The 12,146-nt window shown below is 56.9% G+C and carries 13 protein-coding genes; 4 read left to right on the top strand and 9 right to left on the bottom strand.

Annotated features, from left to right (window positions below; all coding sequences use genetic code 11):
- Positions 1–386 precede the first annotated feature (386 nt).
- Complete coding sequence (locus Q666_RS58060; RefSeq protein ID WP_022997877.1) at positions 387–872, top strand: YbaK/EbsC family protein; 486 nt, start codon at positions 387–389, stop codon at positions 870–872.
- Between the two features lie 42 nt (positions 873–914).
- On the opposite strand, the gene Q666_RS58055 is transcribed toward Q666_RS58060, so the two are convergent.
- From Q666_RS58055 to cysQ, 4 genes are all read right to left on the bottom strand, one after another.
- Positions 915–1,928: an NAD-dependent epimerase/dehydratase family protein gene (locus Q666_RS58055; protein WP_022997878.1), complete on the bottom strand. Its 1,014-nt coding sequence runs from the start codon at positions 1,926–1,928 to the stop codon at positions 915–917.
- A 363-nt stretch (positions 1,929–2,291) separates the two neighbouring features.
- Positions 2,292–4,226 (bottom strand): sulfate adenylyltransferase subunit CysN, encoded by a 1,935-nt coding sequence (gene cysN, locus Q666_RS58050; RefSeq protein WP_022997879.1) that lies wholly within the window; start codon positions 4,224–4,226, stop codon positions 2,292–2,294.
- 1 nt (position 4,227) lies between these two features.
- Complete coding sequence (cysD, locus tag Q666_RS58045) at positions 4,228–5,157, bottom strand: sulfate adenylyltransferase subunit CysD (protein WP_022997880.1); 930 nt, start codon at positions 5,155–5,157, stop codon at positions 4,228–4,230.
- Positions 5,158–5,238: 81 nt separating this feature from the next.
- On the bottom strand, positions 5,239–6,081 hold the full coding sequence (gene cysQ / locus Q666_RS58040) for a 3'(2'),5'-bisphosphate nucleotidase CysQ (protein ID WP_022997881.1): 843 nt from the start codon (positions 6,079–6,081) through the stop codon (positions 5,239–5,241).
- A 305-nt stretch (positions 6,082–6,386) separates the two neighbouring features.
- Between cysQ and Q666_RS65180 the strand changes: the two genes are divergently transcribed.
- Both Q666_RS65180 and Q666_RS58030 read left to right on the top strand, forming a co-directional pair.
- Entirely contained in the window at positions 6,387–6,896 is a 510-nt protein-coding gene (locus tag Q666_RS65180; RefSeq protein WP_022997882.1) for a PilZ domain-containing protein, read from the top strand.
- A gap of 208 nt (positions 6,897–7,104) precedes the next feature.
- Positions 7,105–7,638 carry a DUF1993 domain-containing protein gene (locus tag Q666_RS58030; RefSeq protein ID WP_031268147.1) on the top strand — a complete coding sequence of 178 codons (534 nt, stop codon included), beginning with the start codon at positions 7,105–7,107 and terminating at the stop codon, positions 7,636–7,638.
- 176 nt (positions 7,639–7,814) lie between these two features.
- On the opposite strand, the gene Q666_RS58025 is transcribed toward Q666_RS58030, so the two are convergent.
- On the bottom strand, positions 7,815–8,411 hold the full coding sequence (locus Q666_RS58025; RefSeq protein WP_022997884.1) for a glutathione S-transferase family protein: 597 nt from the start codon (positions 8,409–8,411) through the stop codon (positions 7,815–7,817).
- 72 nt (positions 8,412–8,483) lie between these two features.
- On the opposite strand from Q666_RS58025, the gene Q666_RS58020 reads away from it, so the two are divergent.
- Entirely contained in the window at positions 8,484–9,203 is a 720-nt protein-coding gene (locus tag Q666_RS58020; protein WP_022997885.1) for a YafY family protein, read from the top strand.
- Positions 9,204–9,802: 599 nt separating this feature from the next.
- Here the strand turns inward: Q666_RS58020 and Q666_RS58015 are convergent.
- From Q666_RS58015 to Q666_RS66600, 4 genes are all read right to left on the bottom strand, one after another.
- Entirely contained in the window at positions 9,803–10,096 is a 294-nt protein-coding gene (locus Q666_RS58015) for a hypothetical protein (protein WP_022997886.1), read from the bottom strand.
- A 79-nt stretch (positions 10,097–10,175) separates the two neighbouring features.
- Positions 10,176–10,781, bottom strand: coding sequence for a hypothetical protein (locus Q666_RS66090; protein ID WP_152511466.1), 606 nt, complete (start codon positions 10,779–10,781; stop codon positions 10,176–10,178).
- A gap of 289 nt (positions 10,782–11,070) precedes the next feature.
- The gene (locus Q666_RS66085; protein WP_152511467.1) at positions 11,071–11,445 is read right to left on the bottom strand and encodes a hypothetical protein; all 375 of its coding nucleotides are present in this window, start codon (positions 11,443–11,445) and stop codon (positions 11,071–11,073) included.
- 315 nt (positions 11,446–11,760) lie between these two features.
- The coding region (locus tag Q666_RS66600; protein WP_035909629.1) for a hypothetical protein at positions 11,761–12,146 on the bottom strand (386 nt) is incomplete at its 5' end.

The following is a 12,146-nucleotide window of genomic DNA, read 5'->3' as shown; positions in this document are numbered from 1 at the left end:
AGCGAAATCGTCCCCCAGAACAGGAGATTTTTCGCCACCAAAAATGGCAAATTCATAGACCCACCCTGATGAGCTGCATAGTCAGCCTGCTTCCTCCTCTCCACCCCAGAGGATTCAACTTCGGTTCCGGCTGTAGCTGCTCTCGCCATTTCGGCAATCCTTGAACGACTTAACCAATGGCCATCTGGAACCCATTTCCATCGGCCACACACAGTACCGTTTACGTCGTAAATGGTTAAAACCCGTTTAAGATTAACATGAATCTTTTCTTAATTTACAGCACAATGAAATTGTTGATATGCACAAATTATGGCCCGGCCCGCGCAGCTCTTGCGCGTCCCTCCCTGCCGGTCTTGTTTGATCCGACCTGAAGGAAGCCCTGCAGCATGAGCCTTGAAAGCGTTCGCAACCACCTTGCCAGTGCCGCCCCCGAACTTGAAGTCATCGTGACGGAAGACAGCAGTGCCACGGTTGACCTTGCCGCCAAGGCACATGGGGTCGAGCCCGGTCAGATTGCCAAGACGCTGTCGTTTCAGCTCAAGGACAAGATCTTTCTGGTGGTTGCCCGCGGCGATGCCCGCATGGACAACAAGAAGGCGAAAGCAACCTTTGGTGGCAAGGTGAAGATGCTGGGCCTTGATGAAGTGGAAACGCTGACGGGACACCCCGTCGGCGGCGTATGCCCTTTCGGCCTTGCCCAGCCGTTGCCTGTCTACTGTGATGTCTCGCTGAAGGAATATGACGTGGTCATTCCCGCCGCCGGCGCGACCAATGCCGCTGTCAGGATACCGCCGGAGCGCATGGCGGAAATCACCGGTGCGGAATGGGTGGATGTCTGCCAGCCGCCGCAGGATGCGTCGCAGCAGGCATAAGAGCCACATGAAGCCAGACATTCGCCCGGTGTCTGCCAGGCGTTACGCCCGGTAATAGTCCCGGTACCATTCGACGAACCTGGCAACGCCTTCCTGCACTGTGGTCTTCGGGCGGTACCCCGTGAGGCTTTGCAGCAGATCCGCATTGGCCCATGTCGCCGGAACATCGCCGGCCTGGATCGGCATGAGATTGCGTTCGGCGGTCCGGCCCGTAGCTACCTCAATGGCTTCGATGAACTCGGTCAGCTGAACGCAGGTCGAGTTGCCGATGTTGACCACTCGCCAGGGAGCAACCGGTGAAAGGCTGTCGCCTTCCTTCACCCCTTCTCCCTCGGCCGGGCGAACAGGCACTGCGTCCATCAGCAGCCGGATGCCTTCGACGAGATCTTCCACATAGGTGAAGTCCCGTTTCATGTCGCCGTAGTTATAGACGTCGATCGGCTTGCCTTCGAGGATCGCCTTGGTGAACTTGAAGAGAGCCATGTCGGGCCGTCCCCAGGGACCGTAGACGGTGAAGAAGCGGAACATCGTCACCGGAAGGTCGTAGAGATGGGCATAGGAATGCGCCATCGACTCTGTTGCCTTCTTGGTCGCCGCGTAGAACGACATCTGGTGGTCAGCCTTATCGGTCTCCGCATAGGGCATTTCGGTGTTGGCGCCATAGGCTGACGACGTGGACGCCAGCAGCATGTGTTCCGGCGGGAAGGCCCTGGCTGCCTCGAGCAGCTCGAACGTTCCGCAGATATTGCTTTCCAGGTAGGAGCGCGGCGCTTCGATGGAGTAGCGGACACCGGCCTGCGCTGCCAGATGAATGACAAAATCCGGCCGCTCCGTACGGAACAGGGACATCAGCAGGTCCGGCGCCTCAACGCGGTCGTTCACCGGCTTGAAATGCTCGTTCTGCATCAGCATCTGCTGCCGGCGTTCCTTCAGGCGGACATCATAGTAATCCGTCATGGCATCGAGGCCGATCACCCGAAAGCCGTCCTTCAGCAGTCGGGTACACAGGTAAAAGCCGATAAACCCCGCAGAGCCGGTCACCAGAACGGTTTTCATGATTTGCCCAAAGCCTTTCGATCAAAAATTCATTTTACAAAACGCGTAAGTAGGTCAGCCAAGTTATTAAAAGGCTTCGAAGGTTCGGGCAATGGCGAAGTCTGCCCGAACCCTCTTGGCCACCTGGAACCGCGACACTTACAGACGCCACAACACCTAGTACAAAATGGATTACCGCGGCGTGACACGCCCACAGAGCTTCTGAAAAACGACCTGTTAACGAACGAAATTCCAGCTCGCCTGGCCGGGATATCGCATCGGTCCCATACACGAAAAAGCCACCCGCGTCCTTGCAACGCGGATGGCTGTCTTTCGCATGCTTGGGCAGGTCATCAGCCTGGCAAGGTCACTTTCGGCCTCTTGTCAGATGCCGCCGCCGTCGGCGGAGAAGCTGTTCAGGAACCCGCGCTTGCGCAGATATTCAACGATCTCCTCGGCAACTTCTTCCGGTTCCCGGCCGACGTTGCGAATATGAAGTTCCGGATTTTCCGGCGCTTCATAGGGGCTGTCGATACCGGTGAAGTTCTTGATCTCGCCCCGGTCGGCCTTGGCATAAAGGCCCTTCGGGTCGCGTTTGCGGCATTCCTCGATGGGCGTATCGACAAAGACCTCTATGAACTCACCGTCTTCCAGGAGATCGCGCGCCATCTGCCGCTCCGAGCGGAACGGCGAGATGAAGGATACCAGCGTGATCATGCCTGCGTCCGCAAAGAGCTTGGCCACCTCGCCGACACGGCGGATGTTTTCCACCCGGTCGGCATCGGTAAAGCCCAGGTCCTTGTTGAGGCCATGGCGGACGTTGTCGCCGTCGAGCGTATAGGTGTGCCGCCCGTCGACATGCAGTTTCTTTTCGACGATCGACGCGATGGTCGACTTGCCGGACCCGGAGAGGCCGGTGAACCAAAGGACTGCCGGCTTCTGACCGAGTTTTTCAGACCGGGCGTTCTTGTCGACGTCGAGGGCCTGCCAGTGAATGTTGCTTGCCCGGCGCAGCGCAAACCAGACCATGCCCGCACCAACCGTCGAGTTGCTCATCCGGTCGATCAGGATGAAGGAACCGGTCGTGTGGTTGGCCTCATAGGGATCGAACGGCACCGCGGAGGACAGTGAGAAATTGCAGAACGCGATTTCATTCAATGCCAGCGTCTTGCCGGCCACATGCTCGAACGTATTGACGTTGATCTTGTGCTTGATCTCGGAGACCGTCGCCGTCACCGTGCGAGTGCCGATCTTCAGGAGATAGGGCCTGCCCGGCAGCAACGGCTCGTCGGACATCCAGATGACGTGGGCGGCAAACTGGTCAGCAACATCCGGGCGATGTGCGGTCGATGTCAGAAGATCGCCGCGGGAGATGTCGATTTCATCTTCCAGCGAAATGGTGACTGCCTCGCCTGCCCGGGCGGAGCTGACTTCACCGCTTGCGCCGATGATCAACTTTACTTTGGACTGCTTTGCCGGACCGGCAACCACCAGTTCGTCGCCAACCGACACCTGGCCGCTGGCCACCGTACCGGAATAGCCGCGGAAATCGAGGTTGGGCCGGTTGACCCACTGCACCGGGAAGCGGAACGGGGCTTCCAGCACATGCTCGCCCACCTGAACCGTCTCCAGGTGCTCCAGAAGGGTCGGTCCGGAATACCAGTCCATCTTGTCGCTGCGCCCGGTGACGTTGTCGCCATAGCGCGCCGACATCGGAATTGCCTGCAGGGTTTCGAAATCAAAGCCGTTGGCAAAGACCTCGAATTCCTTGCGGATTTCCTCAAATCGTTCCTGAGAATAGCCGACAAGGTCGATCTTGTTGATCGCCAGCACGACGTGGCGGATGCCCAGCAGCGACGCGATGAACGCGTGGCGACGGGTCTGGACCATCAGGCCGTTGCGGGCATCAACCAGCAGCACGGCAAGGTCGGCGGTGGAAGCGCCGGTGGCCATGTTGCGAGTGTATTGTTCGTGGCCCGGGGTATCGGCAACGATGAACTTGCGCTTTTCGGTCGCAAAGAACCGGTAGGCAACGTCGATGGTGATGCCCTGCTCGCGCTCGGCCTCAAGACCGTCGACCAGCAGTGCCAGGTCTATGTCCTCTCCCACGGTGCCATGCTTTCTGGAATCGCGTTCCAGCGCGGCCAACTGGTCTTCGAAGATCAGCTTGGTGTCGTACAGCAGGCGGCCGATCAGGGTCGACTTGCCATCGTCAACGGATCCGCAGGTCAGGAAGCGGAGCTGGTCCTTGCTTTCCTGTGCCAGGATATATTCGGTGACGGCTGTCTCTGCAGCTTCCTGAATGTTCTCGATCGTCATCTTAGAAATATCCTTCCCGCTTCTTCTTCTCCATCGACGCACTTTCATCCTTGTCGATGAGGCGGCCCTGGCGTTCGGATGTACGGGCAATCAGCATTTCGCGGACAATGGCGGGCAGCGTATCGGCATCCGATTCAATGGCGCCGGTCAGCGGGTAGCAGCCGAGCGTGCGGAAGCGGACCATCTTTTCCTCGATCTCTTCGCCGGGCTGCAGTTTCATGCGGTCGTCGTCGACCATGATCAGCATGCCGTCGCGGTTCACGACCGGGCGCTTTGCAGCGAAATAGAGCGGCACCATCGGGATGTCTTCCGTCAGGATGTACTGCCAGATATCCAGCTCGGTCCAGTTGGACAGCGGAAACGCACGGATGCTCTCGCCCTTTGCCACACGGGCATTGTAGAGGTTCCACAGTTCCGGCCGCTGGTTCTTCGGGTCCCAGCCGTGATTGGAATTGCGGAAGGAGAAGACGCGCTCCTTGGCGCGCGACTTTTCCTCGTCCCGGCGCGCGCCGCCGAAGGCGGCATCGAAGCCGTATTTGTTCAGCGCCTGTTTCAGCGCCTCGGTCTTCATGATGTGCGTATGAACCGAGGAGCCGTGGGAAAACGGGCCGATATTCTTTTCAAGCCCTTCCGGATTGGTATGGACGATCAGGTCCATGCCGAGACGCGCGGCGGTCTCGTCACGGAAGGTGATCATGTCCCGGAATTTCCAGGTCGTATCCACATGCAGCAGCGGAAACGGCGGCTTGGACGGATAGAATGCCTTCATCGCCAGGTGCAGCATGACGCCGGAGTCCTTGCCGATGGAATAGAGCATCACCGGATTGGAGAATTCGGCCGCGACTTCGCGGATGATGTGGATGCTTTCTGCTTCCAGCCGCTTCAGATTGCTGAGGCGCTCGGGCGAGATCCCGTGAGATTGCATGTTCATGTTCGCTTTTCCGTTTGGCCGGCGAACCGGCCGTATCAATCGTTCGTCACGGGCCAACCGCCCGCGCAATTTTGCAAATCGTCAGGCAGCGGGCGCGACATCCCGCAGGAGGTTCCTGCACCCGGCTGCCAGAAAAAACGGGTTCCGCAAGTCGTCCTTGCGGGCGTTTTCCGGCACCCGGTAGACAAAGTCCTCGCCGGTTGAAGCCAGAACGACCGCCCCGCCGGCGGCGCGTACAACTGCATCGCCGGCGGCAATGTCCCATTGCATCGTGGGCGCAAGACGGGGATAGAAATCGGCCCGGCCGGCGGCCACCCAGCACAGCTTCAGCGACGAGCCGACGTTAAGCTGCTCGGCGACACTCAGCCGTGAAATCAGGGCAGAGGTTTCTTCCGAAAGATGAGAGCGGCTGGCGAGCACGCTGATGCCGTCCACCGGAGGCGTGCGAACGGAGATGGGCGCAACATCGCTGATGCTGCCGTTCGCGATGGTTCCCTTGAACGCCCTGGTTTCGGTTTTGCCGTTTTCCCGGAATTCCCCACCCCAATAGATCTCTTCGAGGGCTGGCGCGGAAACCACGCCGAACACCGGGCGGCCATCCTCGATCAGGGCGATGTTGACGGTGAACTCGCCGTTCTTCTTCAGGAATTCCTTGGTTCCGTCGAGCGGGTCGACCAGGAAGTACCGCGCACCTGCCGCAGGCAGCTTGCCGGCTTCGACCGCTTCTTCGGCCACCACCGGAATGTCGGGGAACTTTTCCGCAAGGCCCGCAAGAATGATTTCCTCGGCTGCCGCGTCGGCCTTGGTCACCGGAGACCCGTCGACCTTGTTCTCGACCTCGAAAGGTTCCGCGTAGATTTTGAGGATTTCCTCTCCGGCCCTCAGGGCCAGCAGGTTCAAGAAAGATATCTGGTCTTCAGTCATTGATGCCTCAATTCGCGCCGGGAAATATTGCCCCCCGCGCTGTCCGCCCGCGTGGCTGTCCCGTAAATAGAAAGGTACAGTGTATCAATTCAAGGAATGGTGTTCCACGTTTTCGCCTGAATACAAAAAGCTCAGGTTTCTCTGACCGTCGCAAGGGAGCTTTTGTTGCTCCCAACATGGTCCTATGCCGGGCTTTACCTGACTGATCCATACGTGGATTCACCGATTGGCAAGGGCTTTGCGCCTAAACTTACCCCAAATGGGGGTTAAAGTGCCCTTGGACACCATGAGAATGCGAGAAACCCATGTCGGACGCCAAACCATTCCCGCACGCACCTGCGGATGAGAGCGCCAGCGAACAGATGCCGCGGGAGCGGCGGGCACGCGTGTTCAAGAAAGGCAAGATGGTCTTTCAAAACGGACTGAGATCCATTCCCTGCATGGTGCGCAACATCTCCGAAGGCGGCGCTTTGCTGGAATTCGAGCAGGCCTACATGCTGCCCAAGGAATTCGACCTTCATATCGACCTGGAAGACTATGAAGTCACCTGCGAACGCCGCTGGGAGGAAGGCCTTCGCTGCGGCGTCCAGTTCATCGGCGAGAAACGGCATGTTGCCGCGCAGCGCGCGCAAGTGCTGAAAAGCTCCGAAGAAGCGCTGAGAAGCGAACTCGACGAGCGCCGCGACAGCCCGGACAACTTTTTCCAGCGCCGCCACCAGGACGAACCGCATGCCGACGAGCGCACCTCCGTGCGTCGCAACCGGCAGGACGCAAGTGCCGGCGCCGGCAAGCCGACCTTCGGCAAGAGACGCTGATACGCTGCGCGCGGCGAAATACTTCAGACACCCTTTCTCTTCGCGGTGCTCGACAGACAGCCAGCAAGTGCACCCTGCCGCCCGAGGCAGAATGCCGGCTTCCACACCTGCGCTCAAAATTCCTGGATATGATCCGCCTCCGCGTCGTACCCTTTGAAGATCACGCCAAGGCGTGTTTCGAACCCGGATCATGACCAGGAAACAGCCCGTGGCGACCACCCTCTACGACATAAGCGTGCCAACCTTCCTGCAAACGGCACGTGCCGTCAGCGGGTTTCTTCAAAAGGCGGCAATCCATTGCCAGCAGACAGGCACCCATCCGGACGACTTCGCGACCGCGCGGCTTTATCCGGACATGGCTCAGTTCTGGTTTCAGATCGAGTGCGTCGACAATTTTTCCGTCTGGGGCCTGGAAGCAATGAGAACGGGTGCCTTCACCCCTCCGCCGCTTGTCGGACCAGCCCCATATGCGGCTCTACAGGACCGGATCGCGCAGACAGTGACACGCTTGGAGGCCTATACGCCTGCCGAGGTAAACGACTGGTCGGGCCGGCCTCTCGACCTTGATCTGGTTCACATCAGCCCCAGGCCGATGCCCCTGACATCGGAGACCTTTCTCCTGTCCTTCCTGCTGCCGAACTTTCATTTCCACGCCGTCACCGCCTACGACATCCTGCGCACGCGCGGCGTGCCCATCGGCAAGCGCGACTATGAGGGCCAGTTGCGGACGAGGCCGGACTGACGGCCCTTGCCCTCACCTTCACCCTCGCCGGCAGAAACGGACGGGGGGCGCCACCTGGAAAGCCGCGCAGGCCATTCATCCCGTTTCAGGGCCGTTTTCAAGACACCTGCGCAAACAGATATGGCCCACCGGGCAAAACCCGGCAGGCCATATCGTCAGCGGAGGTTCAAAACCTCTCAGGCCGCCTGGCGTTCACGCTCCAGCGTCCGCACGGTGGCCGGGCGTTCGCTGCACCGCTTCACCCAGTCACGGATCGCCTCGTTGTCCGGCAACATGTCCGGCAGCCACAGGAACGGGCCGCTGCACAACAGGTCGACGGCGGAATAGGTTTCGCCCAGCAGGTTAGGCTGCTTTTCCAGTGTTTCCGCCAGCCGCGCGACCATCGTGTCGAAATCGCGCAGGCTCGCCTCCACGGCCGGATGCGTAAACTGGGCGAATTTCAGGATGATGACCGGCTCCATCACGCCCTGATAGTAGAACAGCCAGGACAGATAGTCCCCGCGCCCCGGCTGGCCTTCGATCGGCCCAAGCCCGGCTTCGGGAAACTTGTCGGTGAGATAAAGCATGATCGCGCCGCGCTCGCGGATCCCCTCGGCACCATCCACCAGGTAGGGCACCTTCTTTTCCGGATGCGGGTTGGATGCATCCGGCCCGCCCGAGCCATCCTGCCGGCGAACCGTCACTTCCTTCACCTCGACGTCGGCGCCCAGCTCTTCGATCAGGGTCACGATCGCCGAAGACCGGCTGTTGGGAGAATGGTAAAGCGTCAACATGGGAAAGCTCCTTTTCTTTGTGATGCCAGAGGTATAGCTTCCCCCTGCTGACAATTTACGGCAGGAGCAAAAATGGCCCGCATGGACAGGCTGATGCGTCTGATGGATACCCTCAGGCGCCTTCCCCAACCGGTCACCGCCGCGCGCCTTTCCGAAGAGACAGGCGTTTCCCTGCGCCAGCTCTACCGCGACATCGCCACCTTGCGTGCGGGCGGCGCCCTGATCGACGGGGCCGCGGGCGTCGGCTACACCCTGACGGAAGATCCCGTGCTGCCGCCGCAGAGTTTCTCCCGGCTGGAAATCGAGGCGCTGATGCTGGCGCAAAGCGGGCTGGACCAGATCGGCGACGAGACACTGAAAAAGGCCGGCCGCAACGCCATGGCCCGCATCATCGCCACCCTGCCCGACCGGCAGGCGCGCCAGGCCATGCACACGGTGATGCGCAGCTGGCGGCAGCCGGACAAGCGCCCGCCGGTGACGGTGGATCTCGACCTGTTGCGCGAGGCCTGCTGGGAGGAGTTCAGCCTGGTCATCACCTACCGCGACCTGCAGGAGCGGACGACAACCCGGGAAATCTGGCCGATGGGTCTTTCCTACAGCGAAACCTCGCTGCTGCTGCTCGCCCATTGCCGCCTGCGGCAAGACTACCGCCACTTCCACGTCAGCCGGATCGCCTCACTGGCGCCCGGCACCGAAAGCTTCCGCCCCAACCGGGTGGGCCTGCTCCGCGACTACATCCAGCAACGGGGATATGACCGGAACAGGCAAGCTCGACGCGGTGAAGTTGGATAAAGTGCGAATTGGAAACGGACTAACCTCAAAACGGGGAAGTTTCGGGGGAGCGGGTCAGCAGCAGAAAAGGAAAGCCGAGGGCGTCTAGAAAACACGGGGCTATTCAGTGTGATCTTGGCACCACCCGCCAATAGTTCATCGATGATTTGCGTCCTCTTTGTAGCATATATTACCCAGAGAGATTTTAACTACAGTGGAAAAATGCGCATTTTATCCCCTTTTATTTCTATTGAAACAATATCTCCCGGCTTGCACTCCCACTCTTCACTAAAATCTTCGGGTAAATACTCATCAGGCAGAACTATTGCTACCCCTTTCCTTACCATGCGCACATAGCAAGGACGCCAAACGTCTATTCCTTCGTCTAGCAAACGTACGTATGCTTTCACTCGGCTATTCATAGACATACCCAGGTCCACCTACGCGAAAAATATCTCCTGTGGTGTTGTCTCTAACCACAGATTGTCCAGTTGTCGGGTGTATATCACCAGCAGGAGGGGTCCGGGCGGCGAAGGCCAGATTAGAGACTTACAACATCCTGGCCTATTCGTAGATTGGATAGTGGACTGGGAACACAATGAAAGCCGGGATAAAAATCATCATCCAGTTGGCAGCTTTTCAGCAATTTTTCGGAAGCCGTCAGCATTGAAACCCGTCAAGGTGGGCATCTCCCAATCGAAAAAACGTTTGTCATCAACCGCGTGAAAAATTAGGGATCTGATGCCGGAAAGTTCTGAGTACGTGAGAGCACTATTCGGAACAAATGCACTCACAGCATCATGAAGATATTTTGCAGGCCCCCCGGCAATCTCTGAGCAGACAACAATATCTCCCCTCATTTCAAGATCGGAGAGAGCCTTCTTGATTGCTTGCATTAGAAGATCATCGATCATCAGTATGGTTCCGTCCTTGTAGGAATTCGAGAAACATAGTCTGAATAGCCCGTGGGTTACTCATTTAGTGCAAAGGGAGTTAGGTGATACCTGACGGAAGCGAAAGGAGCTTGAGCGGCTTATAGAGCTTTTCGATTCTTTCGTCGGGCCAATAGGAACCCACAGCGACCGCTTCCATTTTTTCCATATCAATCCCCGTGGCGACCTGCAAAAAATCGCTGGGACCTGCGTAGATCATGTGCCGGACATCTCCGGTTCGCAGTAAAAGAAATTTAATGGGATCAGAAAAGAAAATACAGCTTTCGAGATAATCTGCTTTGCCATTCTCGTCAAAATTAAAGAAGCTACTCCAGCTCACATCATCAGAGTTATATTTTCTAATGTGCGCTTTTGTAACTTCTAAAGATAGATCATTAATCGGCACCGAATAATACTCAGATATACCTAATTTCATAAGCGCCTCACTGAGACAGCGAACAACATCGTCACTTACATTATTATCGTCTATTACAACCAACTTCCAGCAATGGCTCTTCACCAGATCTGGAGATATAAGATCTTTATCTTTAATTGCACTCCTCAATAACGTCCAAGTCTTGCAATTAATCACCATATCGAATTTCTCGAGTTGTACCAACGTTCCCGGCGTCGTTAGTCCATTGAAATTCGATGGTCGGTCGCCCATCGTGGCTCGGACGCACAATTACTTTCGTTCCGTGAGGTAGTCTTCCCATACGACGATCAGTATCAATCGTAAGAACATTGGATAGTTTCAATGCATCAAAATCTGCGTCAGCTTGGGCTAGCGTTCCTCCTGGTATCCGTTCAATACTGCGGACTAACCTCAAAACGGGGAAATTTCAGGGGAGCAGGTCAAATTTGAGACCAATCTAAAGGTGACGCCACAATTGGCGCAGCAGTTATTGCCGACAAAATGAGCGTAACGAAAACTCGGAAAAAGTGGCGCATTGCAGTCAACATAGACCGCTCAGATCCATGCCAAGCGCCTCACCCATCTCCTTAGCCAATGGTGAGCCAGGGCGCGGGAACATATGCGCCTCTACAAAACCAACAAGGATTTCATTTTGAACTTCTGGCGAAGAGTCTTTCACAATTGCAACCACACGATCAAGAACACTTTCACCAAATGCGGATTTAGTGGCAAGTTCAGCATAATCTCGCCCACCGACCGCTCCCCAAAACACAGTTGGAGCTTCTCGGATGAGCTCACCAAATGAGTCATAATAGGAAGGCAAAGAGCTATCTTTCACACTAGGAAAATTCTTTGCTAACCAGCTTACAAAGCGAAAGCTTGTATCAATAAGGGACTCACGGTCTTGGGGTAGCAAGTGCATCCTCCATATCAATGATCATGTTCTGCGCTGTCCGAATATCAGGAGTGCTACCCAACGTGCCCTCGAGGTGGGCTAGAGTTTTCCGAGATCAGAGCACGTGAATGCAGTGCCGGTGGCCATCCCATTTGCACCGGTGGCTGTTAGAGCGCGGGCGGTGTTCGCCAGACCGACCGGCGGCGCATTCAATTCCTGCCCATGGCTGGATAGCTTAGCTTCTGCGATATACCTTGTGCGTCGAAAAAATTGCCTTGCCCAAGGACAGTGATAAAGAGCAAGAGGATCTTCGAAAAAACCCTCTGAGCCGCGCAATCATACTTCGATGAACTCGACTTCAGCCCAATTTACGCGCTCATCCGCAAAACGGAACTCTTCTGAGCGGTTCCAAATAAAGCACGCAGAACTAACGCGTTCCCAACCATGACCTAGCCGCTCTATTAGGATTGGAAGCGTCGCGTCCGATATGGCTTCTGCATGTAACTCCATTGAGCACTCATAACATTCCGGGATTTTCCAGTACTTTTTAACCTCAAAGGCAACTATGTTCCCAAGATCTCGAAATGCATCCATAAGGCTCCGTCCAAGCTCTGCGGCTTCATCCTCCGAAGCCACAGAAGAGAGAAACCGTATATTGATATAAGAGGCTTGCGTCATTTGTGTGTAATCTTCCCGTCCAATGTAAGCGCTCATTTCCCTGC

Origin of the sequence: Labrenzia sp. C1B70, from assembly GCF_000475395.1 — a bacterium.
In the GTDB taxonomy this organism is placed as follows: Bacteria; Pseudomonadota; Alphaproteobacteria; order Rhizobiales; family Stappiaceae; genus Roseibium; species Roseibium algicola.
Note: the sequence above shows the minus strand (reverse complement) of the source record. Positions and strands in the feature narration are given on the sequence as shown.